Annotated in this window: 26 protein-coding genes and 1 riboswitch; of the genes, 12 read left to right on the top strand and 14 right to left on the bottom strand. The window is 73.6% G+C overall.

The genetic code is table 11. The features are described 5' to 3' along the window. Nucleotides 1-33 precede the first annotated feature (33 nt). The 6 genes from gcvH to MF672_RS48600 form a co-directional block, all read right to left on the bottom strand. Complete coding sequence (gene gcvH / locus MF672_RS48625) at nucleotides 34-423, bottom strand: glycine cleavage system protein GcvH (RefSeq protein WP_242373229.1); 390 nt, start codon at nucleotides 421-423, stop codon at nucleotides 34-36. Then, a complete protein-coding gene (gene gcvT / locus MF672_RS48620) occupies nucleotides 420-1,505 on the bottom strand; it encodes a glycine cleavage system aminomethyltransferase GcvT (RefSeq protein WP_242373231.1) in 1,086 nt (361 codons plus the stop codon). Before gcvT ends, gcvH begins: the two co-directional genes overlap by 4 nt. A gap of 129 nt (nucleotides 1,506-1,634) precedes the next feature. Continuing rightward, a riboswitch (glycine riboswitch) is annotated at nucleotides 1,635-1,732 on the bottom strand. A 64-nt stretch (nucleotides 1,733-1,796) separates the two neighbouring features. Continuing rightward, nucleotides 1,797-2,489: a gamma-glutamyl-gamma-aminobutyrate hydrolase family protein gene (locus MF672_RS48615; RefSeq protein WP_242373232.1), complete on the bottom strand. Its 693-nt coding sequence runs from the start codon at nucleotides 2,487-2,489 to the stop codon at nucleotides 1,797-1,799. A 23-nt stretch (nucleotides 2,490-2,512) separates the two neighbouring features. Next, nucleotides 2,513-3,277 (bottom strand): 3-oxoacyl-ACP reductase, encoded by a 765-nt coding sequence (locus tag MF672_RS48610; protein ID WP_242373311.1) that lies wholly within the window; start codon nucleotides 3,275-3,277, stop codon nucleotides 2,513-2,515. 8 nt (nucleotides 3,278-3,285) lie between these two features. Next, the gene (locus tag MF672_RS48605; RefSeq protein ID WP_242373233.1) at nucleotides 3,286-4,626 is read right to left on the bottom strand and encodes an aldehyde dehydrogenase family protein; all 1,341 of its coding nucleotides are present in this window, start codon (nucleotides 4,624-4,626) and stop codon (nucleotides 3,286-3,288) included. A gap of 2 nt (nucleotides 4,627-4,628) precedes the next feature. Further along, complete coding sequence (locus tag MF672_RS48600; protein WP_242373234.1) at nucleotides 4,629-5,987, bottom strand: glutamine synthetase family protein; 1,359 nt, start codon at nucleotides 5,985-5,987, stop codon at nucleotides 4,629-4,631. 101 nt (nucleotides 5,988-6,088) lie between these two features. On the opposite strand from MF672_RS48600, the gene MF672_RS48595 reads away from it, so the two are divergent. Genes MF672_RS48595 through MF672_RS48580 form a run of 4 tightly spaced genes read left to right on the top strand, consistent with a single transcriptional unit; the run spans nucleotide 6,089 to nucleotide 8,641 of the window. Then, nucleotides 6,089-6,829, top strand: a complete 741-nt coding sequence (locus tag MF672_RS48595; protein WP_242373235.1) for a FadR/GntR family transcriptional regulator — start codon at nucleotides 6,089-6,091, stop codon at nucleotides 6,827-6,829. A gap of 34 nt (nucleotides 6,830-6,863) precedes the next feature. Continuing rightward, a complete protein-coding gene (locus tag MF672_RS48590; protein ID WP_242373236.1) occupies nucleotides 6,864-7,622 on the top strand; it encodes a hypothetical protein in 759 nt (252 codons plus the stop codon). A gap of 3 nt (nucleotides 7,623-7,625) precedes the next feature. Further along, the gene (locus tag MF672_RS48585; protein WP_242373237.1) at nucleotides 7,626-7,949 is read left to right on the top strand and encodes a hypothetical protein; all 324 of its coding nucleotides are present in this window, start codon (nucleotides 7,626-7,628) and stop codon (nucleotides 7,947-7,949) included. Further along, nucleotides 7,949-8,641 carry a nucleotidyl transferase AbiEii/AbiGii toxin family protein gene (locus MF672_RS48580; RefSeq protein ID WP_242373238.1) on the top strand — a complete coding sequence of 231 codons (693 nt, stop codon included), beginning with the start codon at nucleotides 7,949-7,951 and terminating at the stop codon, nucleotides 8,639-8,641. The genes MF672_RS48585 and MF672_RS48580 overlap by 1 nt, the downstream gene beginning before the upstream one ends. Here the strand turns inward: MF672_RS48580 and MF672_RS48575 are convergent. The 5 genes from MF672_RS48575 to MF672_RS48550 all read right to left on the bottom strand — a co-directional run bounded on the left by MF672_RS48575 (nucleotide 8,608) and on the right by MF672_RS48550 (nucleotide 14,248). After that, nucleotides 8,608-9,399, bottom strand: a complete 792-nt coding sequence (locus tag MF672_RS48575) for an SGNH/GDSL hydrolase family protein (protein WP_242373239.1) — start codon at nucleotides 9,397-9,399, stop codon at nucleotides 8,608-8,610. The genes MF672_RS48580 and MF672_RS48575 overlap by 34 nt on opposite strands. Further along, nucleotides 9,399-9,974: a PadR family transcriptional regulator gene (locus MF672_RS48570; RefSeq protein ID WP_242373240.1), complete on the bottom strand. Its 576-nt coding sequence runs from the start codon at nucleotides 9,972-9,974 to the stop codon at nucleotides 9,399-9,401. Before MF672_RS48570 ends, MF672_RS48575 begins: the two co-directional genes overlap by 1 nt. A 59-nt stretch (nucleotides 9,975-10,033) precedes the next feature. Further along, nucleotides 10,034-11,500, bottom strand: a complete 1,467-nt coding sequence (locus tag MF672_RS48565; protein WP_242373241.1) for a nickel/cobalt transporter — start codon at nucleotides 11,498-11,500, stop codon at nucleotides 10,034-10,036. After that, nucleotides 11,497-12,699 carry a tetratricopeptide repeat protein gene (locus MF672_RS51725; RefSeq protein WP_302893428.1) on the bottom strand — a complete coding sequence of 401 codons (1,203 nt, stop codon included), beginning with the start codon at nucleotides 12,697-12,699 and terminating at the stop codon, nucleotides 11,497-11,499. The genes MF672_RS48565 and MF672_RS51725 overlap by 4 nt, the downstream gene beginning before the upstream one ends. A 172-nt stretch (nucleotides 12,700-12,871) precedes the next feature. Next, nucleotides 12,872-14,248 (bottom strand): DUF4331 domain-containing protein, encoded by a 1,377-nt coding sequence (locus MF672_RS48550; RefSeq protein WP_242373242.1) that lies wholly within the window; start codon nucleotides 14,246-14,248, stop codon nucleotides 12,872-12,874. Nucleotides 14,249-14,471: 223 nt separating this feature from the next. Between MF672_RS48550 and MF672_RS48545 the strand changes: the two genes are divergently transcribed. The 4 genes from MF672_RS48545 to MF672_RS48530 all read left to right on the top strand — a co-directional run bounded on the left by MF672_RS48545 (nucleotide 14,472) and on the right by MF672_RS48530 (nucleotide 19,715). Next, complete coding sequence (locus MF672_RS48545) at nucleotides 14,472-15,290, top strand: ABC transporter ATP-binding protein (protein WP_247815805.1); 819 nt, start codon at nucleotides 14,472-14,474, stop codon at nucleotides 15,288-15,290. Next, the gene (locus MF672_RS48540; protein ID WP_247815804.1) at nucleotides 15,266-16,825 is read left to right on the top strand and encodes an ABC transporter ATP-binding protein; all 1,560 of its coding nucleotides are present in this window, start codon (nucleotides 15,266-15,268) and stop codon (nucleotides 16,823-16,825) included. The genes MF672_RS48545 and MF672_RS48540 overlap by 25 nt, the downstream gene beginning before the upstream one ends. A gap of 64 nt (nucleotides 16,826-16,889) precedes the next feature. Then, nucleotides 16,890-18,539: a urocanate hydratase gene (gene hutU / locus MF672_RS48535; protein WP_242373243.1), complete on the top strand. Its 1,650-nt coding sequence runs from the start codon at nucleotides 16,890-16,892 to the stop codon at nucleotides 18,537-18,539. A gap of 327 nt (nucleotides 18,540-18,866) precedes the next feature. Then, entirely contained in the window at nucleotides 18,867-19,715 is an 849-nt protein-coding gene (locus tag MF672_RS48530; RefSeq protein ID WP_242373244.1) for a MurR/RpiR family transcriptional regulator, read from the top strand. Between the two features lie 190 nt (nucleotides 19,716-19,905). On the opposite strand, the gene MF672_RS48525 is transcribed toward MF672_RS48530, so the two are convergent. The 3 genes from MF672_RS48525 to MF672_RS48515 are packed head-to-tail and all read right to left on the bottom strand — an operon-like array spanning nucleotide 19,906 to nucleotide 22,148. Then, on the bottom strand, nucleotides 19,906-20,655 hold the full coding sequence (locus MF672_RS48525; protein WP_242373245.1) for an ABC transporter permease: 750 nt from the start codon (nucleotides 20,653-20,655) through the stop codon (nucleotides 19,906-19,908). Continuing rightward, the gene (locus tag MF672_RS48520; RefSeq protein ID WP_242373246.1) at nucleotides 20,652-21,605 is read right to left on the bottom strand and encodes an ATP-binding cassette domain-containing protein; all 954 of its coding nucleotides are present in this window, start codon (nucleotides 21,603-21,605) and stop codon (nucleotides 20,652-20,654) included. The genes MF672_RS48525 and MF672_RS48520 overlap by 4 nt, the downstream gene beginning before the upstream one ends. Before the next feature lie 21 nt (nucleotides 21,606-21,626). Further along, nucleotides 21,627-22,148 (bottom strand): PadR family transcriptional regulator, encoded by a 522-nt coding sequence (locus tag MF672_RS48515; protein ID WP_242373314.1) that lies wholly within the window; start codon nucleotides 22,146-22,148, stop codon nucleotides 21,627-21,629. Nucleotides 22,149-22,213: 65 nt separating this feature from the next. On the opposite strand from MF672_RS48515, the gene MF672_RS48510 reads away from it, so the two are divergent. From MF672_RS48510 to hutI, 4 genes are read left to right on the top strand one after another with little or no spacing between them, the layout of a single operon-like run. Further along, nucleotides 22,214-22,900 (top strand): SDR family oxidoreductase, encoded by a 687-nt coding sequence (locus tag MF672_RS48510; protein WP_242373247.1) that lies wholly within the window; start codon nucleotides 22,214-22,216, stop codon nucleotides 22,898-22,900. Nucleotides 22,901-22,926: 26 nt separating this feature from the next. After that, nucleotides 22,927-24,090, top strand: coding sequence for an allantoate amidohydrolase (locus MF672_RS48505; RefSeq protein ID WP_242373248.1), 1,164 nt, complete (start codon nucleotides 22,927-22,929; stop codon nucleotides 24,088-24,090). Then, a complete protein-coding gene (locus tag MF672_RS48500; protein WP_242373249.1) occupies nucleotides 24,081-25,406 on the top strand; it encodes a formimidoylglutamate deiminase in 1,326 nt (441 codons plus the stop codon). The genes MF672_RS48505 and MF672_RS48500 overlap by 10 nt, the downstream gene beginning before the upstream one ends. Beyond that, nucleotides 25,403-26,590 carry an imidazolonepropionase gene (gene hutI / locus MF672_RS48495; RefSeq protein WP_242373250.1) on the top strand — a complete coding sequence of 396 codons (1,188 nt, stop codon included), beginning with the start codon at nucleotides 25,403-25,405 and terminating at the stop codon, nucleotides 26,588-26,590. The genes MF672_RS48500 and hutI overlap by 4 nt, the downstream gene beginning before the upstream one ends. Nucleotides 26,591-26,652: the final 62 nt, after the last annotated feature.

The raw sequence follows: 26,652 nt of genomic DNA, 5'->3' as shown, positions 1-26,652 counted from the left end.
CCGGGGCCCGGACGTGGGCCCCGGCGGGGAAGATCAGGACTCGCCCGAGGTGAGCGCCTTGTACTCCTCGGCCGACAGCAGGTCCTCCGGGTCGCCCTCCATGCGGATCCGGAACATCCAGCCCTCGCCGTAGGGGTCGCTGTTCGCAAGGGACGGGTCGTCGGCCACGTTCTGGTTGACCTCGACGATCTCGCCGCCGACCGGCGAGTAGATCTCGCTCACGGACTTGGTGGACTCCACCTCGCCGACCGAGTCGCCGGCCTCGACGTTCGAACCGACCTCGGGGAGCTGCACGAAGACCACGTCACCGAGCGCCTCGGCGGCGTACTCGGTGATGCCGACGGTCACGGTGAGACCGTCGTCGAGCCCCGCCACCCACTCGTGTTCCTTGGTGTAGCTCAGCTCGTCAGGGATGTTGCTCACTTCTTCCTCCTGTAAAAGGGCAGCTCTACCAGGTCCACAGGTTCTTGGCTGCCCCGGATGTCCACAGCCAGGCCTTCACCGGCTCCGGTGTCGACGTAGGCCATCGCGATGGGCCTGCCCAGGGTCTGGGAGGGCGCACCGCTGGTGACCTCGCCGACGACGGCGCCGTCGTGCGTGACCGGGTAGCCGTGCCGCGGCACCCGGCGGCCCCGCGCGACCAGGCCGACCAGGCGCCGCCGGGGCGCGTCGTCCTTGACCGCCTCCAGCGCCGACCGGCCGACGAAGTCGCCGGGCTTGTCGAATTTCACCACTCTGCCCAGGCCCGCGTCGAACGGGGTCAGCTCGGCGCTCAGCTCGTTGCCGTACAGCGGCATGCCCGCCTCCAGCCGGAGCGTGTCGCGGGCGGACAGGCCCGCGGGGCGCAGGCCGTGCGGCTCGCCGGCGGCGGTCAGGGCGTGCCAGAGCGGCACGGCGTCCTGGCCGGCGACGAAGAGCTCGAAGCCGTCCTCGCCGGTGTAGCCGGTGCGGGCGATCAGCGCCTCGCGGCCGTCCACGAGGCCGGGCAGGCCGGCGTAGTACTTCAGGCCGGCGAGGTCGGCGTCGGTGAGCGTGGCCAGGATCTCCTGGGCGCGCGGGCCCTGGACGGCGATGAGCGCGTACCGGTCGGAGCGGTCCTCGACCACGGCGTCGTACGCCTTGGCCCGCTCCTGCAGCTCGCGGGCGACCAGCTCGTAGTTGGAGGCGTTGGCGACCACCATGAACTCCTCGTCGCCGAGCCGGTAGACGATGAGGTCGTCGAGCACCCCGCCCCGCTCGTTGACGATCATGGTGTAGCGGGCCCGGCCGACGGCCAGCGCCGACAGGTGGCCGACCAGGGCATGGTCCAGGGCTTCCGCGGCCTGCGGGCCGGTCAGGAAGATCTCGCCCATGTGCGAGAGGTCGAACAGCCCGGCCGCCTCGCGCACGGCCTTGTGCTCGGCGGACTCGCTGCCGTACCGGAGCGGCATGAGCCAGCCGGCGAAGTCGGTGAGGGTGGCGCCGAGGCTCTCGTGAACGTCGCGTAGCGGTGTCGGTCGGGACATTTGTCGCACCTCAGGACAGGAGTGGATGCCAGCATCCTCCCCCTCTGTCATCGATGCCTGAGAGCTTCGCCCGAGTTTTGCCGGACTTTCACCTTCGGCGAGGCCCGCGGGCCTGCTTTCCAGAGGCACCTCGTCCGTGCGGTCCTTTGCCTTGAGAGGTTCGCGGGGAGGGCTTGCTCCTTCAGGGGCCCTGACCGGCTGTCAGGACGCTCTCCCGCACGGTTTCGACGGTGATGTCCGTCAGCCTAGTGCCGTGACGGGGGTGTTGTCGCGTGCGGGGCGGGGACCGGGTCAGCAGGCCGCGATCAGCGCCTCGAACAACGCGCAGTCCTCGGCCGCCTCCGGATGCCACTGCACGGCCATCGCGAACGCCGTCCCGTCCAGCTCCACCGCCTCGACCGTGCCGTCCGCGGCCGTCGCGGTGACGCTCAGGCCGGGCGCGAGCCGGTCCACGGCCTGGTGGTGGTAGTGCGGCACGGTCACCGGGTCCGCGCCGACCGCCTTGGCCAGCCGGCTGCCGGGGACGGGCGTGACCGGCAGGTGGCCGAACACGCCGGGCTCCGGCGAGTGCTCCGCGTGGCCCACCACGTCCGGGAGGTGCTGGTGGAGGCTGCCGCCGAGGGCGACGTTGAGCACCTGCAGCCCCCGGCACACCCCCAGGTACGGCAGCCCGGCCTCCAGCGCCCGCGCCAGCAGCGTGAACTCGGCGTCGTCGCGGAAGCCGCGCACGTAGCCGGTGCGCTCGTGCGGGTCGGCGCCGTACCTGGCCGGGTCGATGTCGCCGCCGCCGGCCAGGACCAGCCCGTCCAGGCCGCGCAGCGCCTGCGCGGGGTCGCCGGCGGGCGGCAGCACGACGGGCTGCCCGCCGGCCCGCACGACCTGCTCGACGTACATGTACGGCAGCAGCGCGACCGTCATGTCCGCCCACACCGTGAACGTGGCCGGCTCGACGTAGGACGTGATCCCGATGACGGGACGCCGCATGAGCACCTTCCCCCTCGAAGCTTCTAGAGCGGCGTCACGTAGGCGCCGCTGATGCCGCCGTCCACGAGGAACTGGCTGGCGGTGATGAACGAGGCGTCGTCGCTGGCCAGGAACGCCACCGCCGCCGCGATCTCCGACGCCTCGGCGAAGCGCCCGAGCGGCACGTGCACCAGCCGCCGCTGCGCCCGCTCCGGGTCCTTGGCGAACAGCTCGCGCAGCAGCGGCGTGTTGACCGGCCCCGGGCACAGCGCGTTGACCCTGACGCCCTCGCGGGCGAACTGCACGCCGAGCTCGCGCGACATCGCCAGCACCCCGCCCTTGGAGGCGGTGTAGGAGATCTGCGAGGTCGCCGACCCCATGACGGCCACGAAGGACGCGGTGTTGATGATCGAGCCCTTGCCCTGCCGCCGCATGTACGGGATGGCGTGCTTGCAGCACAGGTAGACGCTGGTCAGGTTGACCTCCTGGACCCGGCGCCAGGCGTCGAGGCCGGTCTCCAGGATGGAGTCGTCGTCGGGCGGCGAGATGCCCGCGTTGTTGAAGGCGATGTCCACGCTACCGTAGGTGTCGTGCGCCGTGGCGAACATGCGCTCGACGTCGGCCTCGCTGGTCACGTCCGCCCGGACGAACAGGCCGCCGACCTCGCCGGCCGCCTTGGCGCCTGCCTCCTCGTCGATGTCCACGCAGACGACCCGCGCGCCCTCCTCGGCGAACCTGCGGGCCGTGGCGAGCCCGATGCCGCTGCCCGCCCCGGTGATGACGGCCACCCGATCCTGCAACCGCTGCACTTGCTTCCTCACTCCCAGGAGATGAAGACGTTCTTGGTCTCGGTGAACGCCGCCAGGGCGTCCGGGCCCAGCTCCCGGCCGAGGCCGGACTGCTTGAAGCCGCCGAACGGGGTCCAGTAGCGGACCGACGAGTTGGAGTTGACCGACAGCGCGCCCGACTCGACCGCCCGCGCCACGCGCAGCGCCCGGCCGACGTCGCGGGTCCAGATGGAGCCGCTGAGCCCGTACGGGGTGTCGTTGGCGATCCGCACGGCGTCGGCCTCGTCGGTGAAGCGCGCCACGGACACCACCGGCCCGAAGATCTCCTCGGTGAAGGCCGGGTCGGCGACGTCCGGGGTCAGCACGGTGGCCGGGAACCAGAAGCCCTTGCCGGCCGGGCACTCGCCCTGCAGCCAGGGGTCGGCGACGAACCCGCGGACCCGTTCCAGGTGCTCGGCGCTGATCAGCGGGCCCATCTCGGTGGCCTCGTCGAGCGGGTCGCCGACCTTGACGCCGCGTACGGCGGGGGCCAGCAGCGCCATGAAGTCGTCGTACACCTCGGCCTGCACCAGCAGGCGGGAGCGGGCGCAGCAGTCCTGGCCGGCGTTGTCGAAGACCGCGTACGGCGCCGCCGCGGCCGCCTTCTCCAGGTCGGCGTCGGCGAAGACGATGTTGGCCGACTTGCCGCCCAGCTCCAGCGTCACCCGCTTGACCTGGGCCGCCGCCTTGGCCGCGATCTCCTTGCCGACCTCGGTCGAGCCGGTGAAGACGATCTTGGCCACCTGCGGGTGCTCGACCAGCCGGGCCCCGGCGACCTCCCCTGCCCCAGGCACGACCTGGAGCACCCCCTCGGGGAGGCCCGCCGCGAGGGCCAGCTCGGCCAGCCGCAGCGCGGTCAGCGGGGTCCATTCGGCCGGTTTGACGACGACCGTGTTGCCGGCCGCGAGCGCGGGGGCCACGCCCCACGACATGATCAGCATGGGGAAGTTCCACGGCACGATCACGCCCACCACGCCCAGGGGCTCCTGGAAGGTGACGTCCACGCCGCCCGGCACCGGGATCTGCTTGCCGTGGTTGCGCTCGGGGGCGGCGGCGTAGAAGTGCAGCACGTCGCGCACCGCGCCGGCCTCCCAGCGGGCGTTGCCGACGGTGTGCCCGGCGTTGTCCACCTCCAGCCGGGCCAGCTCCCCGGCGTGCTCGCCCACCAGGTCGGCGAAGCGGCGCAGCAGCCGCGCCCGGTCGCCCGGGGCCACCGCCCGCCAGGCCGGGTACGCCTTCCTGGCACGCTCCACGGCCCGGTCCACCTCGGCCGCGTCGGCGAGCTCGACGTCGGCGATGACGTCCTCGGTCGCCGGGTTGACGATCTTCATGCTCACATCCGTTCGAAGCCGCGGAACAGCTCCCAGTCGGTCACCGCCGCGTCGAACGCGGCCAGCTCCACCCGGGCGTTGTTGGCGTAGTGCTCGACCACGTCCTCGCCGAACGCCTCGCGCGCCAGCTTCGACCCCTCGAACAGGGCCAGCGCGTCGCGCAGCGTGTGCGGCACGGTGTCGGCGCCGGAGTCGTAGGCGTTGCCCTCGTACGCCTCCTCCAGCGGCAGCCCGGCGTCGATGCCGTGCAGCCCGGCCGCGACCAGCGCCGCCACCGCCAGGTACGGGTTGACGTCGCCGCCCGGCACCCGGTTCTCGACGCGCAGCGAGTGCCGGTGGCCGACCAGGCGCAGCGCGCACGTGCGGTTGTCGCGGCCCCACTTGACTGCGGTCGGGGCGAAGCTGCCGGGGACGTAGCGCTTGTAGGAGTTGATGTTGGGGGCGAGCAGCAGGGTCAGCTCACGCAGGGCGGCGAGCTGGCCCGCGATGAACCGGCCGCCCAGCTCCGACAGGCCGTGCGGGCCGTCACCGGCCATCACCGGCTCGCCCTCGTGCGAGCGCAGGCTGATGTGGATGTGGCAGGAGTTGCCCTCGCGCTGGTTCGGCTTGGCCATGAAGGTGATCGAGCGGCCCTCCTGGGCGGCGATCTCCTTGGCGCCGTTCTTGTAGATCGCGTGGTTGTCGCAGCTCTTCAGCGCCTCGTCGTAGCGGAAGGCGATCTCGTGCTGGCCCAGGTTGCACTCGCCCTTGGCGGACTCGACGTACATGCCGGCGCCCTCCATGCCGCGCCTGATGCGGCGCAGCAGCGGCTCGACGCGGGCGGTGCCGAGGAGGGAGTAGTCGACGTTGTAGAGGTTGGCCGGGGTCAGGTCGCGGTAGCCGCGCCGCCAGGCGTCCTCGTAGGCGTCCTCGTAGACGACGAACTCCAGCTCGGTGCCGACGTAGGCGGCCAGACCGCGCTCGGCCAGGCGGGCGAGCTGGCGGCGCAGGATCTGGCGGGGCGAGGCGGTGACGTCGCCGCCGTCCTCCCAGGCCAGGTCGGCCATCAGCATCGCGGTGCCGTCCTGCCAGGGCACCCGGCGCAGCGTGGACAGGTCCGGCTTCATGACGAAGTCGCCGTAGCCGCGGTCCCAGGACGACATCGCGTACCCGGAGACCGTGTTCATGTCGACGTCCACGGCCAGCAGGTAGTTGCAGCCCTCGGAGCCGTGGTGCAGCACCTCGTCCAGGAAGTAGCGCGCCGAGAGGCGTTTGCCCTGGAGCCGGCCCTGCATGTCGGCGATCGCGAGGAGCACCGTGTCGATGCGGCCGGCCGTCACCTCGTCGCGCAGCTCGCCGACGCTCAGGAAGCCATCACTCACGTCCGGGTCGCTCCGATCTGGCCTGAGGCGCTTTCCCGTTGATTGGGCTAGTCTCAGACCATTGATGTGCATGATGGGATCGCCTGTCAAGACCCGGGGACATGTTGGACGAGTCGGCGCGACTGATGACGGTGCTGCGCCCGGTGCGGGCCGGCAACGCCTTCGAGGAGACCGTGGAACGGCTGCTCCAGGCCATCAAGCTCGGCGTGGTGCCGCCGGGCGGCAAGCTGCCCCCTGAGCGCGAGCTCGCGGTGCGGCTCGGCATCAGCCGGGTCACGCTGCGCGAGGCGATCCGCGCCCTGTCCGACGCCGGCTACCTCGACGTGCGGCGCGGCCGGTACGGCGGCGCGTTCGTCACCTACGAGCCGCCCGCCCCCGACGCCCGCGACCTGCGCCAGGCCGTCGCCGAGATGGGCCACGACGACCTCGCCGACGCCCTGACCTTCCGCCTGGCCGTCGAGTGCGGCGCCGCCCAGGTGCTCGCGGGCGCCGCGCAGGCCGGCGAGCTGGCCGAGGAGCAGCGGGCGCTGCTGCTGCGTCGCCTGGCCGCGCTCGACGAGGCGTCCCTGGACGACTACCGCCGCCTCGACACCGCCTTCCACCTGTCGATCGCCGAGCTGACCGGCTCCGGCCTGCTCGCCACGGCCGTCGCCGACGCCCGCGCCCGGGTCGGCGACCTGCTCAACGCGATCCCGATGCTCCAGGCCAACCTCGACCACGCCGCGGTCCAGCACCGCGCCATCGTGGACGCCATCCTGGCCGGCGACCCGGACGCGGCCCGCCGCGCGATGACCGAACATCTGGAGGGAACCGCCGCGCTGCTGCGGGCGTTCCTACGCTGAAAGGGCGATCACCTCGTACCATCGCTTTAGGGTCATGGGGGATTGGTTTCAGCACACCATCATCGCCACGGGACGGCTGCCGCTGTTCTGCTTCTTCGTCACGCTCATCGTGGCGTTCATCGCCACCCGCATCAACGTGCGGCTGATCAGGGCGAAGGTCGGCTGGTTCCGCAACGTCAGCGTGGGCGAGATGCACATCCACCACGTCGTGTTCGGCGTGGTGCTGATGCTCGTCGGCGGCGTCACCGGGCTCATCGTGCCGCCCGGCGGGCAGGCCGGGCACGCGGTCGCCGCCTGCGTGTTCGGGGTGGGCAGCGCGTTAGTCCTGGACGAGTTCGCGCTGATCCTGCACCTGCACGACGTGTACTGGGAGGAGGAGGGGCGCACGTCGGTGGACGCGGTCTTCATCGCGGTCGCCGTCACCGGCCTGCTGCTCATCGGCCTGCGGCCGCTCACCTGGGAGTACGCGACGCCGTTCGTCAACCCGGCCGCGCTCATCACGGCCAACCTGGTGCTCGCCGTGATCACCCTGCTCAAGGGCAAGATCTGGACCGGCATGGCCGGGCTGTTCATGCCGCCGATGCTGCTGGTGGGCGCGCTGCGGCTGGCCCGGCCCGGGTCGCCGTGGGCGCACTGGTTCTTCGCCCGGCGCTCGCCGCGCAAGATGGCGCGGGCGCTGCGGCGCGAGGAGCGGTGGCGGCGGCCGGTGATCCGGGCCAAGATCGCCTTCCAGGAGTTCCTGTCGGGGCGGCACGATCTGCCTTCCACCCGGCGCGGGCGTCGGCATACTTGAGACATGGCACTGCCTCCGCTCCACGAGGGGCTCGCGGACAAGGTCCCCGACTCCCTGGCCGACCTGCGCGGCCCGGCCGAGGGCGTCGTCGCCCTGCCGCCCTGGCTGGCCTGGTCCGGGCTCACCGAGTTCGACCTGTCGCAGTTCAAGATCCGGATGGAGATGTACCGCATCGTCATCACCACCGGGCGGCGGGTGGACTACGAGACCTATCTGAACGCCGACCTTCTCATGGCCGACTGGCCGCTGCTGAGAAGAGGGCTCGGGCCCGCCTACCGGCACGCCTGGGAGAACAAGCTTCCGCTCCGGCGCGAGCGGGTCGCCTGATGCGCTTCCCGCCCTTCCAGGAGCGGCTGCTCCAGGCCGTGTTACCCGTGTGCGGGCGCTACGGCCTGGTGCTCGCCGGCGGCTACGCCATCAAGGCGCACGGCTTCACCGACCGGCCCAGCAGGGACCTCGACTTCGCCACCGCCATGGAGGTGCCGCTGCCCGACGTGGCCGACGGCTTGGCTGGAGCGTTCCAGGAGGCCGGGCTGAAGGCGGAGATCATCGAGGTCACGCCGCGCATGGGCCGCATGCTCGTCGAGGATCCCGTGACCGGCGAGACCTGCGAGTTCGACCTGCTGCGCGAGGCGCTGCAGCAGCGCCCGATCACCTGCGGCACGATCGACGTGCTCGGGCTCGACGACGCGGTCGGGCTCAAGATGCGGGCCGTGCACGAGCGCAGCCTGGCCCGCGACCTCATCGACATCGCCGCCGTGGCGCACCTCTACCCCTACCGCGCGCTCGAACAGCTCGCCGCGGTGCACCACGACTCCTTCTCGGTCCACGAGCTGCTCATGCGGCTCGAATACGTCGAGCTCATGGACGACGAGGCGTTCGAGGCCTACGGGCTCGCGGAGGAGCGCGTCAGGGAGATCCGGCGCTTCGTCCAGGGCTGGGTGGAGGACATCAAGCTGCGCCGGGCCGACGACGGCGACGTGGACTACGACGCCGACGACGTGCCCGAGCCCGACTGAGCGACCGGCGTGAGCGTGGGCCGCTTGGCGGTGCGGCCGTCGCCCGAGGAGCGGCCGCGGAGGCGGCGCAGCAGCCACGGCCCCGCGAACGTCCCCAGCCACCTGGCCTCCGCCGCCGCGGCCCGCCACCTCGGCACGCCCGCCAGGGGCGGGAACGGGTCCATCCAGGCGGTGCCGGTGCCCGGCAGGTCCAGGGCGTGCGCGACGGCGTCGGCGATGCGGGCGTGGCCCTCCGGGGTGGCGTGCAGGCGGTCGGGGCCCCACATGCGGGCGTCGGCCGCGAACTCCAGTGGGAACGCGTCCACCAGCGTGACCCTGTGGCGGGCGGCGGCGTCCCTGATGAGGGCGTTCAGGGCGAGCACGCGCGGCAGGAGCGGGCGGGCCAGCGGCATGATCCGCCCGATGTCAGGAAATGTCACGCCGACGACCCGCGCTCCGGCGGCGGTCAGCGCGGCGTACATGTCCTCCAGCGCCCCCGCCACCCGGCCGGCGTCGAAGCCGGGGCGGATCACGTCGTTCATGCCGGCCATGACCGTCGCCAGGTCGGGACGCAGCTCCAGGGCGGCCGGCAGCTGCTCGTCGCGGATCCGCTCGGCGGTCCGGCCCCGGACGGCGAGGTTGGCGTACAGCAGGCCGGGGGAGGCGGCGGCCAGGCGCTCGGCGAGGCGGTCGGCCCAGCCGCGGTGGCCGCGCACGTCGTCGCCGTCGCCGAGGCCCTCGGTCTGGCTGTCGCCGAGCGCCACGTAGCGGGTGTACATCAGGAGCTCTCCCTCCGGCTGCGGGCGGCGCGCTCGGCCAGCGTGCGGGCGGTGCTCAGGCACCAGTCGCGGATCTCCCGCTCCAGCCGGCAGCCGGCCAGGCACGACAGGTACGGCCCGACGCGCTCGCCCTCGCGCAGGTACGTCTGCTCGTCCCGGTCGCCGCGGAAGTGCGCCAGCGTCCGCTCGAACAGCTCCAGCTTGGCGGCGGCCGCCGCGGCCCGCTCGTGGAGCTGGGCGATGACGGGGGCCGGGTCGAGGGCGTCCACGGCGTGCACCCGGACCACCAGGTCGTCGCGGAGCAGCAGCGGCTTGGGCGGGGCGGCGGCGAAGGCGGCCAGCTCGGCGAGGCCCGCGTCGGTGACGGTGAACAGGCGCTTGGTCGGGCGACCGCGCTGGACCACCTCACGGCCGGCCACCAGGCCGTCGGCCTCCAGCCGGGCCAGCTCGGCGTAGAGCTGCTGCGGGGAGGCGTACCAGAAGTTGGCGACGCCGACGTCGAAGATCTTGGTGAGCTGGTAGCCGCTGTGCTCGCCGTCGAGGAGGGCGGCGAGGACGGCGTGGCGCAGGGCCATCGTCAGTCATGCCCATGAGTAGTCACGGGCATGACTATAAGGGGCGGCCGGGGCGGGCGCTAGAGCGCGGCGGCCGAGCGGAGGGCGAGGCCCGCGCCCAGCAGCACCACCATCGCCGCCGTGCCCAGCGGGGCCAGGCCGGACAGCCGGGCGGCCAGCCGGCGACCGGCGGCGGCCCGGCGCTCCAGCCGGTCCACCAGCTTGACCAGCAGGAGGCCGGTGACGGTGAGGGTGGCGGCCATGCCCACCCCGTACGCCGTCACCAGCGCCACCCCGAACCAGGTGCGGCCGAGCGCGATCGCGCCGAGCAGCACGATCAGCGCCGACGGGCTGGGCACCAGACCGCCCGCGACCCCGAGCCCCACCAGCCCCGCCCGCCGATCACTCCCGCCATGCCCATGACCGTGCCCGTGCCCATGCCCGTGCCCGTGCCCATGCCCATGCCCATGCCCGTGCCCGTGCCCGTGCCCGTGCCCATGAGCATGGGCGGTGGGGTGGCGGCGGGCGGTCAGGAGGAGGCGGAGGCCGATCACGGCGATCAGCACCCCGCTCGCCACCCCCAGCCAGCTCAGCACCGCCTCCCCGGCCAGCGCCGTGAACGCGCTCAGCGCCAGCCCCACCACCAGCACCCCCACGGTGTGCGTGGCCGTCACCGTGGCCCCCACCACGACCGCGTCGCGCGGCCGGCCGCGCCGCCCCGCCAGGTACGCCGCCATGATCGTCTTGCCGTGCCCGGGGATCAGCGCGTGCCCGGCCCCCAGCACCACCGCCAGCCCGACGGCCAGCAGCCCGAGCGGCACCGTCAGCGCCTCGGAGCCGACGAGGCCGGTGAACGTCCGGTCCAGGGCCGCCAGCGCGTCCCCGACGGGCCCGCCGACGCCGACGCCGCCGGGCACGGCTCCGCCTCCGGCCCCACCCCGCGCGCCGGCGGCCGGCCCGGCGAGGCCCGCGCCGGACGCCGTGAACCGGGCCGTGCGCTGGTCGAGCGGGTCGGACAGCAGGTCACGCGGGTAGGCGCGCAGCTCGCCGCTCACGCTCGCGGCCGGCACCGTGGAGCCGGTCAGCCGCACCCCGTCGCCCGCCGCGCTGATCTCCCGCCAGCCGATGCGGTCCCGCTCGAAGGCGTCGGCGAACTCCACCGTGCCCGCGGCGCGGACGGCGGCCACGAGGCGGCAGGTCAGCCGGCTGGTCCGCAGCCCGCCCGCGCCCGGCTCGTACGCGAACGCGGACGACGCCACCCGCCACGGCACCGCCGTCCCCGCCACGACGAGGCGCTGCGCGGCGGCGAGCGCGGCGCAGCGGCGGCCCGCGTAGCCCGCGTCCACGTCCGGCTCGGCCTGCAACGTCGGCAGCTCGGCCAGGTCCACGACGGCGAGGTTGCGGATCTCGGCGGGCGTGACCACGAGGCCGTCGTAGTGGTTGACGGTGAAGTTGCCCAGCGGGTGCGCAGCGGCCGGCCGGGCCGGCAGCGCGGCCATCAGCAGGCCCGCCACCAGCGGCAACAGGCCGAACCGGAGCGCTCTCATGAGAACCTCGCCAGGGCCGGCAGGGACGGGTCGAAGGCGGGGTCCACCCGCGCGGGCCGGCCGAGGGCCTGCTCGATCCGGGCCCGGTGGTAGCGGAGCAGCGGGTTGCGCCAGCCGGTGGCGGTCGCCCGCTCCGCGTACGGCAGCGCCTCGGTCGGCTCACCCGCCTTGAACAGCGCCCACGCGAGGGCGTCGGCGGCCACCAGGCTCGGGTTGCGGGCGTACTCGGCCTTGGCGTGCCGCACGGCCCGCGCCGGGTCGCCGTGGTCGGCCTCGAACTCCGCCCACGTCAGGTCGTCGCGCACGCCCGCCGCCGCGAACAGCCGCCGCTGCGCCTCCAGCAGCGTCCAGTCCGGCCGCCGCCCGGCCTTGAGCTGGGTCTCGCCCTGCTCCACGAGGTACTGCGGGAGCGGCAGGCGGGCCACGACCTGCTGGTAGAGGCCGAGCGCCTGGTCGAGGTCGCCGCCGAGCGCGGTGGCCCGGGCCTGGCCGGCGAGGGCCGGGGTGAAGGCGGGGTCGGCGCTCAGGGCGCGGGCGTACCAGCTCCGCGCCGTCGCCAGGTCGCCGGAGTGCAGGGCCAGCTCGCCCAGGTAGTAGCGGGTGTAGGCGAGGTCGGCGGGCAGCCAGGCGTCCCGGTGCGCGTACTCCAGGTAGCGGCGGGCCGCGGTCTGGTCGCCGCGCAGCTCGGCCGCGTACGAGGCCCGCGCGAACGCCGCCACCCCCGGCTTCAGATCCAGCATCCTCTCCACGGCGTGCTCGGCCCCGCGCAGGTCGCCGAGCTGCGTCCGGGCGTCGGCGAGCACGCCGTACGCGGCCGCGCTGGACGGGTTGGCCCTGAGCGCCTGCCCGGCCAGCTTCGCCGCCGCCGCGAACTCGTGGCGGCCCGCGGCCAGCGAGGCGCGGGCGGTGAGCACGGCGTCGTCGTCCGGCCGCAGCCTCGCGGCGGTGTCGGCGGCGCCCTGCGCCTTGACGTAGTACGCAGGATCGCCGGTGACGCGGGCCTGGTCGACGTACTGGGAGGCCAGCTCCGCCCAGCTCCGGTAGTCGCCGGGCAGGCGCTTGAGCCGCTGCTGGAGCGTTTCGAGCGGCTGCGCGCCCGGCGCGGGCGGCGTGGCGGCGGGGGCCGCGGAGAAGGAGGCGATCGTGAAGATCATCGCGCCGACGAGGGCGAGACCGGCGAAGAACACGAGAGTCCGCATGACGGTGAGGCTCCGGAGGGTGAGCTGGAGGGGCCGGAGAACAGAGAGGCGAGCCGGCCGGCCGGGACGGGGAGGCACGGCCGGCCGGCTCGCGCGGCGGCAGACGACGGGAGAAGGGGCCTGCCGCCCTGGGGGACCGGCCGGGTCGGAGAGGGCGCCGGCCGGTCCAGGACTAGCGCTGGTTGACGGCGACGTTGCTGGGCAGCGGGATGTACGGGAACGACTGCAGCGACGGCTTGTCGTTCCTGTCCACCTTGTCCGTCAGGCCGGGCACGAGCTTGCCGGTCTGCGCGGCGCCGGCCACAGCCTGCAGCTCGATGTCCACCACGTCGTCGATGAGGCGGCGGCCGTTCGGGAAGCCCTGGAGGTCGCCGGCGAGCACGCCGAGCCGGTTCGGGTCCTTCGCCGGCGGGACCGACATGTTGAGCCGCAGCATCTCCGACGGCCGCAGCTTGCCGGCGTCCTGGTTGAGCACCTGCGAGTTCAGATCGGCCTTGATGGGGCCGTTCTGCTTGGCGATGCCGGTCAGGAAGATCTCGACCAGGTCGGCCCGCGGGGTGGCGGGCGCCTTGATGCCGTAGATGCTCTGCAGGAGCCGGGCCAGCTCGGGATCGGTGACCCGCTTGACCAGGGCGGCGACGTCGGCGTCCCCGGACGGGTCGAGGGCGTTGTAGGCGTCCTTGAGCCCGGCGGGCGCGACGACCTCGTTCACCAGCGGGTTGCACAGGCGGGAGACCTGCACGTACTTGCTGCCGTTGAACTTGTCGGTGGTCGAGCAGACGCCGATGACCGGGTTGCGCTTCGGGTCGCCCTTGAGCGCCACGTCCTCCTGCGGCACCTGGATGCCGATGGTGTTGACGTTGTAGCCCCGGGTGGTGTCCTGGCCGACCTCCGACAGGTCGCCGCCGTAGAGCAGGTCGAACACGCGCAGGTCGAGGAAGAACGCCTCGTCCGACTGGCCGGCGAACGTCTTGCCGCCGCCGGGCAGGCTGGTGATCGACTGGGCGCGCAGGGTGCCGTAGTCGGGCATCGAGGCGCGGCCGACGTTGCTGGGGGCGGCGATGCCGTCCGCGACCAGGGTCTTGCTGCCGTCCGGGGTGATGCGCTTGAGGGTGTAGCGCTGCCGGTAGAGCAGGTCGGGGTCGTTCAGCGAGGTGACGGGCCCCTTGTTGTAGAGGAAGGTGTCGTTGCCGCGCTGGTCCTCGTCGCGGAACGTCCACTGGTAGGTGACGTCGGTCTTGGCGTCGCCGTCGTTGTCGATCTTGATGTTGTAGCGGGCGCCGGTGTCCCAGGGGTAGAAGTTGGGGCCGCCGTTGGGCTCCTCGAACGGGATCCAGTTCGCCAGCAGCGTCACCGTCCCGGGCTTGTCCGGGCTGACGAAGGCGTAGACGTCGGTGTTGTCGACCTGGGGCATGCCCGAGATCTTGGGAGCCTCCCGGTGCGAGGAGGCGGTGCCGGTATCGGTTCGGAGCGCGGCCAGCGACGACGCGGCGACCGCTGCGGCGAGGCCGAGTCCGACCAGAGCGCGCCGGTTGATCCGGAGCTCCATGTTCGGTCCTTTCGCAGGTGCTGTTCGGTGCTTCTCGGTTGCTGCGAGGTTCCGGCCGGGTTCCTCGACGGCCTATTCGTCCGCCGCGCGCCCGTGGATGTCGGCTCCTCCTCAAGGAGGAGAGGTCAACCAAAGTTGACATACTCAGGTCGTCAATCTAGGTTGACCCTGTCCGGCGGTGCGGATCACGCCGCTCCGTTCGTTGCGCGAAGTGAGAACAGTCGTGAAAGGGGATGCGGTGGTCAAGGAGCTGCTGGCGTACGTCCGCCCGCACCGGAGGATCCTGGTCCTCGGCGGGCTCCTCGGGTTGATCGGCTCGGCGGCGGGGCTGGCCATGCCGCTGCTGGCCAAGTACGTCGTGGACGCCTTCGGCGGGGGCGGGTCCATGGCCGGGCCGCTGCTCGGGCTGACCGTCGCCGTGCTGGTCGGGGCGGTGGTCTCGGCGAGCGGCAGCTACCTGATGGAGCGCACCGGCGAGGGCATCGTGCTCGGCGCCCGCCGCCGGCTCGTGGACCGGATGCTCCGCCTCAAGGTCGCCGACGTGGACCGGCTCAAGCCCGGCGACCTGCTGTCGCGGGTGACCGGCGACACGACGCTGCTGCGCGCCGTGCTCACCAACGGCATCGTCGAGTCGGTCGGCGCGGTGTTCATGCTGGTCGGGGCCATCGTCATGATGGCCACCATGGACGCCGTGCTGCTGCTGGTCACGCTCGGCGTGATCGTGGTCGTCGGCGGGATGGTGGCGCTGATCATGCCGCGCATCCAGCGGGCCCAGGCGCAGGCCCAGGAGGCCGTGGGCGAGATGGGGTCCGTGCTGGACCGGGCGCTGCAGGCGTACCGGACGGTCAAGGCGAGCGGCGCGGAGGAGCGGGAGATCGCCGTGGTCGGCGAGGCCGCGGCGCGGGCCCGCGACCGGGGGCTGCAGGTCGCCGGCTGGACCTCGCTGGCCGGGGTGGCGACGTTCATGGCGGTGCAGATCGCCTTCCTCGCCGTGCTCGGCGTCGGCGGGGCGGGTCCATGGCCGGGCCGCTGCTCGGGCTGACCGTCGCCGTGCTGGTCGGGGCGGTGGTCTCGGCGAGCGGCAGCTACCTGATGGAGCGCACCGGCGAGGGCATCGTGCTCGGCGCCCGCCGCCGGCTCGTGGACCGGATGCTCCGCCTCAAGGTCGCCGACGTGGACCGGCTCAAGCCCGGCGACCTGCTGTCGCGGGTGACCGGCGACACGACGCTGCTGCGCGCCGTGCTCACCAACGGCATCGTCGAGTCGGTCGGCGCGGTGTTCATGCTGGTCGGGGCCATCGTCATGATGGCCACCATGGACGCCGTGCTGCTGCTGGTCACGCTCGGCGTGATCGTGGTCGTCGGCGGGATGGTGGCGCTGATCATGCCGCGCATCCAGCGGGCCCAGGCGCAGGCCCAGGAGGCCGTGGGCGAGATGGGGTCCGTGCTGGACCGGGCGCTGCAGGCGTACCGGACGGTCAAGGCGAGCGGCGCGGAGGAGCGGGAGATCGCCGTGGTCGGCGAGGCCGCGGCGCGGGCCCGCGACCGGGGGCTGCAGGTCGCCGGCTGGACCTCGCTGGCCGGGGTGGCGACGTTCATGGCGGTGCAGATCGCCTTCCTCGCCGTGCTCGGCGTCGGCGGGGCCCGGGTCTCCTCAGGGGCGCTGGAGGTCTCGTCGCTGATCGCGTTCCTGCTGTACCTGTTCTACCTGGTCTCGCCGATCGGGCAGCTCGTGCAGGGCGGTGTGCAGCTCCAGCAGGGCCTGGCCGCGCTCGGGCGGATCAAGGAGATCGAGGAGCTGCCGGCCGAGCCCGCGACCGCCTCCACCGCCGTGGTGGGGGAGCCGGTCGGGGTCACCTTCCGGGACGTCGTCTTCCGCTACGGGGAGGACCGGCCGCTCGTCCACGACGGGGTCAGCTTCGAGGTGCCGCCGGGCGGGCTGACCGCGCTGGTCGGGCCGTCCGGAGCCGGCAAGTCCACGGTGTTCGGCCTGGTCGAGCGGTTCTACGAGCACCAGGACGGCGTGATCACCGTGGGCGGGCGGGACATCCGCGACTGGCCGCTCGGCGAGCTGCGGGCCGCGCTCGGCTACGTCGAGCAGGACGCCCCCGTGCTCGCCGGCACCCTGCGCGAGAACCTGCTGTTCGCCGCCCGCGACGTCACCGACGAGGAGCTGGAGCGCGCGATCGTCCGCACCCGCCTGGACGACCTGGTCTCCCGGCTGCCCGACGGGCTGGAGACGGCGGTCGGGCACCGCGGCGTGCTGCTGTCCGGCGGCGAGCGCCAGCGCGTCGCCATCGCCCGCGCGCTGCTGCGCAGGCCCCGGCTGCTGCTGCTCGACGAGGCCACCTCCCAGCTCGACGCGGTCAACGAGCTGCGGCTGCGCGAGGTCATCGCCGAGGTCGCGCGCGAGACCACCGTGCTGGTCATCGCGCACCGGCTCTCCACGGTCACCGGCGCGGACCGGATCGTGGTGATGGAGGCGGGCCGCGTACGGGCCGTCGGCACGCACGCCGAGCTGGTGGGGGAGGACGAGCTCTACCGGGAGCTGGCGGCCACCCAGTTCCTCGTCGGCTGAGCCCGTCCGGCGCGTTGTAGTCTGCGGGTGACGAAGATGAATGTCCTCATTCAGGAGGGGCACGATGAGCCGCAGCGTCCGCGCGCCGCGAGGCACGACGATCACCGCCAAGGGATGGCCGCAGGAGGCCGCGCTCCGCATGCTCCAGAACAACCTCGACCCCGAGGTCGCCGAGCACCCCGAGCAGCTCGTCGTCTACGGCGGCTCGGGGCGGGCCGCCCGCGACTGGGCCTCCTACGACGCCCTGGTCCGGACCCTCACCACCCTGGAGGGCGACGAGACCCTGCTGGTGCAGTCCGGCCGGCCCGTCGGGGTCTTCCGCACCCACGAATGGGCGCCCCGGGTGCTCATCGCCAACTCCAACCTCGTCCCCGACTGGGCCAACTGGGAGGAGTTCCGGCGGCTGGAGGCGGCCGGGCTCACCATGTACGGGCAGATGACCGCCGGGTCGTGGATCTACATCGGCACCCAGGGCATCCTCCAGGGCACCTACGAGACGTTCGCCGCGGTCGCCGCCAAGCGCTTCGGCGGCTCCCTGGCCGGCACGATCACGCTCACCGCCGGCCTCGGCGGCATGGGCGGCGCGCAGCCGCTCGCCGTCACCATGAACGGCGGCGTGGCCGTCTGCGTCGACTGCGACCCGCGCTCGGTCGCCCGCCGCATCGAGCACCGCTACCTCGACGTCGAGGCCGCCACGCTCGAGGAGGCGCTGCGGCTGGCGTACGAGGCGCGTGACGCGCGCCGGCCGCTGTCGATCGGCCTGGTCGGCAACGCCGCCGTCGTCGTGCCCGAGCTGCTGAGCCGCGGCGCCGAGATCGACGTCGTCACCGACCAGACCTCCGCGCACGACCCCCTCATGTACCTGCCGGTCGGCGTCGCCTTCGAGGACATGGCCGCCGAACGCGACAAGGACCCGGCCGCCTTCACCGAGCGGGCGCGGGCGTCCATGGCCCGGCACGTGGCCGCGATGGTGGGCTTCAAGGACGCGGGCGCCGAGGTCTTCGACTACGGCAACTCGATCAGGGGCGAGGCGCGGCTGGCCGGCTACGAGCGGGCCTTCGACTTCCCCGGGTTCGTGCCCGCCTACATCAGGCCGCTGTTCTGCGAGGGCAAGGGCCCGTTCCGGTGGGCGGCGCTGAGCGGCGACGCGGCCGACATCGCCGCCACCGACCGGGCCGTCCTGGAGCTGTTCCCCGACAACGAGCCGCTCGCCAGGTGGATCAGGAAGGCCGGGGAGAAGGTGCACTTCCAAGGGCTGCCCGCGCGCATCTGCTGGCTCGGCTACGGCGAGCGCAACGTCGCCGGCGAGCGCTTCAACGACATGGTGGCCTCGGGCGAGCTGCGGGCGCCGGTCGTCATCGGGCGCGACCACCTGGACAGCGGGTCGGTGGCCTCGCCGTACCGGGAGACCGAGGCGATGGCCGACGGCTCGGACGCCATCGCCGACTGGCCGCTGTTGAACGCCCTCCTCAACACCGCCTCCGGGGCCGCCTGGGTGTCCATCCACCACGGCGGCGGCGTCGGCATCGGCCGCTCCATCCACTCCGGGCAGGTCACCGTGGCCGACGGGACGGCGCTGGGGCGGGAGAAGCTCAGCCGCGTCCTCACCAACGACCCGGGTACGGGCGTGATGCGGCACGTGGACGCGGGCTACGAACGCGCGGCCGAGGTCGCCGACACCCGTGGCGTCCGCATCCCGATGCGCGAGTCCTGACCCCACCCGCCCCCCGCCCCCAGGGCCCCTCCGAGGGACGCCGGCCGGAGCACGGGGACGAGGAAGCGCTGCGGCGGGCCTCCCCCCGAGGACGGCCAGGCCCCCTCCCTCGCCTGAGTGGGGCCGCGGCTGGAGGACAGCCAGGCCCCTCCGCCCTCCGAGGGACGCCGGCCGGAGTACGGAGGGGTTGAAGGGGCGGTGAGTGAGGGGCATCGGACGCCCCTCCCCTCTTTGAGGGACATCGGCCGGAGTACGGCGAGGTCAAGGGGGACGGTGGGACGTATGGTGCGGGATGAGAACAAGGGGCGGAATGCGTTGGAGTGAGTCGTGGCGGACGGATATCACGGCGGGCTGAGCACGCTCCTGGACGGCCGGAGGCTGTCGCCCGTGCAGCGGCGCATCGCCCACTACCTCAGCGAGCACCTCGACGAGGCCATCTTCCTGTCCAGCGTCGAGCTGGCCGAGCGGGCGGGCGTCAGCCAGCCGTCGGTCACCAGGTTCGCCATGGTCCTGGGCTTCGCCGGCTACCCGGAGCTGCGTCAGGCGTTGCGCCCGCTGGTGCTGGGCGGCGGCGAGCCGGCCGCGCCGCAGGAGAGCCTGCTGCGCGGCGCGATCGACGCCGAGATCCGCAACCTCGCCGTCGTACGCGACCGCCTGGGCGCCTTCCCCCTGAAGGAGCTGGGCGAGCACCTGGCCGCCACCGAGCCCCTGCCGGTCGTGGGCCTGCGCGTGTCGTGCGGCCTGGCCACCACGTTCGCCTATTACGCCCGCCGCGTGCATCCCGACGTGCGGCTGCTCACCCACGGCGGCTCGGAGCTGGCCGACGGCCTGCACGCGGCGCGCCGGGCGGGCGCGGAGTGGCTGGTGGCGGTGGTGCTGCCGCGCTACCCGCGCGAGGCCGTGCAGGCCCTGGAGTACGCCGACAAGCTGGGCTACCGCCTGGCGGTGATCACCGACAAGCCGGGCTTCCCCGCCGAGGTGGTGCTGGACGCGCCCGTCGGCGACCGGCTCGTGTTCGACTCGCACGCGGCCCCTCTCCTGCTGGCCATGGCCCTGGTGGAGGCCATGGCGGACGCGGTGCCGCTCCGCACCCAGGCCCGCCTGGAGGAGTACGAGCGCATGACCGACGAGACCGGCACGTTCCTCTCCGGCGATCCGAACCCGTTCAGCGGATGACCTTGTGCCACCCGCCTCGGGCAGCCCGGACGGGACCGTTCGGCTGCCCGAACACCCGCGCTCCATGGAGCGGTAGCGCGCCGTTGAGCAGCCGGTATCCGCGGATGTCGTCCAGCAGGTCCCACGGACGGCGCGGGGCCGGCTCGTCCTACGGGGTCTCCTGCCGGCATGAGAGCGACCGCCGGACGGCCTACCCGGCGATCCGGCGTAGCGAGCGCACCGACCACAGGGTGGCCAGCGTGGCCAGTGCCGCGAACACCGCGAACGCGATCGGGATCGAGCCGCTGGACAGCTGCCCGGCGAACAGCGCCCGTCCCGCCTCGACGGCGTGGTAGAAGGGGTTGAACGGGGCGACGGCCCGCATCCACGGCGGCGCGTACGAGATGGGGATCATCAGCCCCGCCAGCAGGATGACCGGCAGCATGAAGAGGTTGACCGTCTGCGACATGCCGTTCTCGTCTCGCACAGTGAGCGCGAGCCCCTGCGACACGCCCGAGGCGAACAGCCCGGTGGCGGCCATGAGCGCGAGCATGAGCAGCAGCTCGACGGGCCCGATCCGCACCCCCATGGCGAGCGCCACCCCCAGCACGAGCACGGCCTGGGCGACGAGGGTGATCATGTCCCTGGCCATCCGGCCGAGCACGAGGGCGGGCCGCCAGGCGGGGCTGACGGCGTGGCGTTCGAGCGAGCCGCTCCGCAGGTCGGCGATCAGCCCGAAGCCGGAGTAGAACGAGCCGAACAGCGCGATCATCATCATGGCGGCGGGCGTGAACATGCGCAGCGCGTCCGCGGTGCCGCCGCCCGGTGTGAGCGAGCTGAGCAGCGGCGCGAACATCACCAGGTACAGCACCGGCTGCAGGATGCCGAACAGCGGCCAGATCGGGTTGGCGAGGAGCTTGCGCAGCTCGTAGCCGGTGAACAGGAGGGTGTGGCGGATCACGCGGCGGCTCCCGAGTCGCGCAGGGACCGGCCGGTCCTGGCCAGGAACACGTCGTCGAGCGTGGCGCGGTCGAGCGCGATCGAGGTGAGCCCGACCTGCCGCTCCTCCAGCGCGTGCAGCAGGCCGGGCAGCGCGTGCTCGCCGTCGTCCACGTAGAGGCGCAGCGTCCCGCCGTCGAGGCGGGTCTCGCGGGCCAGCGGGCGGAGCGCCGCCGCGGCCCGTTCCGGCTGGTCCAGCCGCAGCGTGACGACGTCGCCGGAGACCTCGCGCTTCAGCTCGGCCGGGGTGCCCTCGGCCACGACCCGCCCGTGATCGACGATCACCAGCCGGTCGCAGAGGGCGTCGGCCTCGTCCAGGTAGTGGGTGCTGAGCAGCACGCTGGTGCCGGCGGCGCGCAGCTCGGCGAGGCGTTCCCACAGGTTGGCCCGGTTCTGCGGGTCCAGGCCGGTGGTGGGCTCGTCGAGGAACAGCAGCGGCGGGCTGTGCACGAGGCCGATCGCGATGGCGACGCGCCGCCGCTGCCCGCCGGACAGGGTGCGCCCGGGGCGGTCGGCGATCTCGCCGAGGTCGAAGCGCTCCAGCACCTCGGCGGTGGCCCGGCGCGGGTCGGGCACGCCGTGGACGCGGGCGGCGAGGGTGATCTGGGCGCGGGCGGTGGTGGTGTCCTCGACCCCGCCGGCCTGGCTGACGTAGCCGACGCTGCGGCGGACGGCGGCGGGCTCCTGGCGCAGGTCGTGCCCGGCGATCACGGCGGTGCCCGCGTCGGGCGTGATCAGCGTGGCGAGCATCCGGATCGTGGTGGTCTTGCCGGCGCCGTTGGGGCCGAGCACGCCGAAGACCTCGCCCTCGGCGACGCGCAGGCTGACGCCGCGCACGGCCTCGACGGCGCGCGGCCCCTTGCGGCTCCTGGTGGTGAACGTCTTGCGTAAGTCGTGCGCCTCGATGATCATGAGACTCCTTCGGGGGAGTGGTCAGGGAAGTTCGTCGGACTCGACCCGGGCGACGGCCTCCTCGACCCATTCGAGCTGGGCCTTGAGCATGGCCCGGGTGAGCCGCAGGTTCTCGCGGACGTGCTCGGGGGCGCCGTGCTGCCGCTTGAGCCCGATGACGTGGCCGAGCGCGTCCACGTTCATCTGGAGCTGGGTCACCCGGCCGTACAGGGCGTCGATCAGGTCCTGCCGGTCGAGCTTGTCGATGAAGGTCAGGGCGACCTGGAACGGGTCGACGATCGGCCTGACCTCGTGCCAGGCGGCCAGCAGCAGGCGGTGGAACTCCTCGCGGCCGGCGTCGGTGATCGTGTAGACGCCCTTGCCGCCCTTGCCGCCTTCGGCCACCTCCAGCAGGCCCTCGTCGGCCATCTTGCCGAGGCCGTGGTAGATCGAGCCGTAGGCGACGCTGGCCCAGAGGTCGGCCCGCATCGCCTCCAGCCGTCGCCGGACGCCGTAGCCGTTCATGGGGCCGTCGAGGAGACAGCCGAGGATGAGGATGCGCATGGAGGACACGACCTCAAGTTTGTACTCAAATTTGAGTGCCCGTCAACGGCAATAAGCTGATCGCCATGACTGAACGACCGACGGCGCTGGTCACCGGCGCTTCACGAGGTGTCGGCGCGGCCGTCGCGCGGGCGCTGGGGCCCACCCACCATGTCATCCTCGGCGGCCGCGACGAGCGCGCCCTGGCGGCCGTGGCGGCGGAGCTGCCCGACGCGCGGCCCTGGCCGGTGGAGCTGACGAGGGTCGCCGCGGCCGACGTGGCCGGCGTGGAACGGCTCGACCTGCTCGTGCACAGCGCCGGCATCGCCCGGATGGGCCTGATCGCCGACCAGCCCGCCGCCGCCTGGCGGGAGACCCTGGACGTCAACGTGGTCGCGGTCGCCGAGCTGACCCGGCTGCTGCTGCCCGCCCTGCGCCGCGCCCGGGGCCACGTGGTGTGCGTCAACTCCGGCGCCGGCCAGCGCGCCAACCCCCACTGGGGTGCGTACGCGGCCAGCAAGTTCGCCCTGAAGGCGTTCGCCGACGCGCTGCGGCTGGAGGAGACCGGGCTGCGCGTCACGACGGTCTACCCGGGCCGGGTCGCCACCGACATGCAGCACGAGGTCCGCCGCTACGAGGGCGGCGCGTTCGAGCCCGACAAGTACCTGACCGCCGAGAGCGTGGCCCGCGCGGTGCTGGCCGCCGTCAACGCCGGGCCGGACGCGCACCTGACCGAGCTGACGGTCCGCCCTGCGGCGGGCCCCGTCAACTGAATGGATCCATTCACTACAGTGGGTCCATGCTCGAACCGCTCACGCACATAGGACGGGACCCGGCGACCGGCGGCTACGTCAGGGACGCCTGGTCCCCGGCAGACCTGGAGCTCCGGGAGTGGTTCGCCGGGGAGGCGGCGCGGCGCGGGCTCGACCTGCGCGAGGACCGCAACGGCAACCTGTGGGCCTGGTGGGGCGACCCGTCGCGCCGTCCCGGCGTGGTGACCGGCAGCCATCTCGACTCCGTCCGCCAGGGCGGCGCGTACGACGGCCCGCTCGGGGTCGTCTCCGCCTTCGCCGCCCTCGACCTGCTCAGGCAGCGCGGCGCCGAGCCCGCGCGGCCGCTCGGCGTGGCCTGCTTCACCGACGAGGAGGGCGCCAGGTTCGGCGTGCCGTGCGTGGGCTCGCGGCTGCTCACCGGCGCGCTCGCGCCCGAGCGGGCGCTGGCGCTCACCGACGACGAGGGCGACACCCTGGCCGACGTCCTGACCAGGGCCGGGCGTGAGCCCGGGGCGCTCGGGCCCGACCCAGGGACGCTGGCGGGCGTCGGCGCGTTCGTGGAGCTGCACGTGGAGCAGGGCCGTGGGCTGGCCGGCAGCGGCCGGCCGGTGGGCGTGGCCGCCGCCATCTGGCCGCACGGCCGCTGGCGCTTCGACTTCCGCGGCCGGGCCGACCACGCGGGCACCACCCGGCTGGCCGACCGCGACGACCCGATGCTGCCCTTCGCCCGCATGGTGCTGGCCGCCCGCGCGGCCGCCGAGCGGCGCGGCGTGGTGGCCACGGTCGGCAAGGTACGCGTCGCGCCGGGCAACGCCAACGCCGTCCCCGGCCACGTCGCCGCCTGGCTGGACGCCCGCGGCCCGGCCGAGGACGACGTCCGCGCCCTGGTCGCGGAGCTGGCCGAGGGCCACGAGGTGAGCGAGGAGTCCTGGACGCCGGTCGTCGGCTTCGACGCGGCGCTCCGCGACCGCCTGGCCCGCGTGGCGGGCGGCGACACGCCCGCGCCCGTCCTGCCGACCGGGGCCGGGCACGACGCCGGGATCCTCGCCGCGGCGGGCGTGCCGGCCGGGATGTTGTTCGTGCGCAACCCCACCGGCGTGTCCCACGCCCCTGAGGAGCACGCCGAGCAGGCAGACTGCGAGGCGGGAGTGGTGGCGCTGGCGGACGTGCTGGAGGATCTGTGTCGCTGACGTACTGGTGCGAGCAGGCATGGCTGCCCGGCGGCGTCGCCGGCGACGTGCTCGTCGAGGTCGAGGGCGGCCGCATCGCCAGGATCGGGCAGGGGCCGCCGCCGCCCGGCGCGGAACGGCTGGCCGGCCTGACGATCCCCGGCCTGGCCAACGCCCACTCCCACGCCTTCCACCGGGCCCTGCGCGGCGCCGCCCAGCAGGGCAAGGGCGACTTCTGGGCCTGGCGCGAGCGCATGTACGAGGTGGCCGGCCGCCTCGACCCCGACTCCTACCTGCGCCTGGCCACCGCCGTCTACGCCGAGATGGCGCTGGCCGGCGTCACCTGCGTGGGCGAGTTCCACTACCTGCACCACGGGCCGGACGGCACGCCGTACGACGACGCCAACGCCATGGGCCACGCGCTGGTCGAGGCCGCCCGCGCGGCCGGGCTGCGCGTCACGCTGCTCGACACCTGCTACCTGTCGGGCGGCATGGGTGCCCCGCTGTCGGGCGCGCAGGTCCGCTTCGGCGACGGCGACGCCGGCCGCTGGGCCGAGCGCGCCGACGCCCTCGCCGCCGCCTACGAGGGGCAGCCCGACGTGGAGATCGGCGCGGCCGTGCACTCGGTGCGCGCGGTGCCGCCCGAGCAGATGCCGGTGGTCGCCGAGTTCTCCCACCGGCACGCCGCGCCGCTGCACGCGCACGTCTCCGAGCAGCGGGCGGAGAACGCCGCCTGCGCCGAGATGTACGCCGCGACGCCGGTCGGCGTGCTGCACGAGCACGGCGTGCTGGGCCCGCGCTCGACCGCCGTGCACGCCACCCACCTCACCGACGTGGACATCGAGCTGCTGGCCCACTCGGGCACGGCCGTGTGCATGTGCCCCACCACCGAACGCGACCTGGCCGACGGCATCGGCCCGGCCCGCGAGCTGGCCGACCGGGGCGCGGCGCTCACGCTCGGCTCCGACAGCCACGCCGTCGTCGACCTGTTCGAGGAGGCGCGCGGGATGGAGCTGGACCAGCGCCTGGCGACCGGGCGGCGCGGCCACTGGCCGGCCGTCGAGCTGCTGTCCGCCGCCACCTGCGCGGGCCACCTGTCGCTCGGCTTCCCCGACGCGGGCCTGCTGGTGCCGGGCGCGTGGGCCGACCTGGTGTCGGTGCGCCTGGACAGCGTGCGCACGGCGGGCGCGGACGGGCTGGAGGCGGTGGTGTTCGCGGCCACGGCCGCCGACGTGCACTCCGTGGTGTCCGGCGGGCGGCGCGTGGTGGCGGGCGGCGAGCACGTGCTCGGCGACGTCGGATCCCTGCTGGCCGAGGCGATAGGAGCCCTGCGATGACCACCACCCTGATCGACGGCATCGGGCTGCTCTACACCGGCGACCCGGAGCGCGAGGAGATCCCCGGCGCGGCGCTGCTCGTCGAGGACGGCGTGGTGGCCTGGCTCGGCCCGGCCGCGCGGGCCCCGTCGGGCGCCGAGCGGCGCGTGGACGTGGCGGGCCGGGCCGTCATCCCCGGCTTCGTCGACTCCCACGCCCACCTGATCTTCGCCGGCGACCGCACCGCCGAGTTCCAGGCCCGCATGTCCGGCGAGCCCTACACCGGCGGCGGCATCAGGACCACCGTGGCCGCCACCCGCCGGGCCGGCGACGCCGAGCTGGCCACGCACGCGCTCGCGCTGGTCGGCGAGATGGCGCGGCAGGGCACCACCACCGTAGAGATCAAGAGCGGCTACGGGCTGACCGTCGAGGACGAGCGGCGGTCCCTGGAGGTCGCCACCGCCTTCACCGACGAGACCACGTTCCTCGGCGCGCACGTGGTGCCCGAGGGCGTGCCGGCCGACGACTACGTGCGGCTGGTCGCGGGGGAGATGCTGGCGGCGTGCGCGCCGTACGCGCGGTGGGTGGACGTCTTCTGCGAGCGCGGCGCCTTCGACGGCGACCAGACGCGGGAGATCCTGGGCGCGGGGCTGAAGGCCGGGCTCGGCCTGCGGGTGCACGCCAACCAGCTCGGCGAGGGGCCGGGGGTGCGGATCGCGTGCGAGCTGGGCGCGGCCTCGGCCGACCACTGCACCCACCTCACCGGCGCCGACGTCGACGCCCTGGCCTCCTCCGGCACCGTCGCGACGCTGCTGCCTGGGGCCGAGTTCTCCACCCGCTCGCCGTACCCCGACGCGCGGCGGCTGCTCGACGCCGGGGTCACGGTGGCGCTGGCCACCGACTGCAACCCGGGCTCGTCCTACACCTCGTCGATGGCGTTCTGCGTGGCGCTGGCGGTGCGCGAGATGCGGATGACGCCCCTGGAGGCGATCAGGGCGGCCACGTACGGCGGGGCGCGCGCGCTGCGCCGCACGGACGTAGGCTGGTTGCGGAGAGGAGCCCGCGCGGACCTGGTCGTGCTCGACGCCCCGTCCTACGTCCACCTGGCCTACCGGCCCGGCGTACCCCTCGTCCACCAGGTGTTTCAGGGTGGTCTCCTCCTTGAGGAGGACATCCAGAACCCTCCCTCGGTCGTAGCGCTTTAGGGAATCTTTGCCTCGGCCCGGACGTTGGCCGGGTATAGGACGCAGCTGCGGAACGAGGTGCC

Source organism: Actinomadura luzonensis, from assembly GCF_022664455.2.
Lineage (GTDB): Bacteria > Actinomycetota > Actinomycetes > Streptosporangiales > Streptosporangiaceae > Nonomuraea > Nonomuraea luzonensis.
Note: the sequence above shows the minus strand (reverse complement) of the source record. Positions and strands in the feature narration are given on the sequence as shown.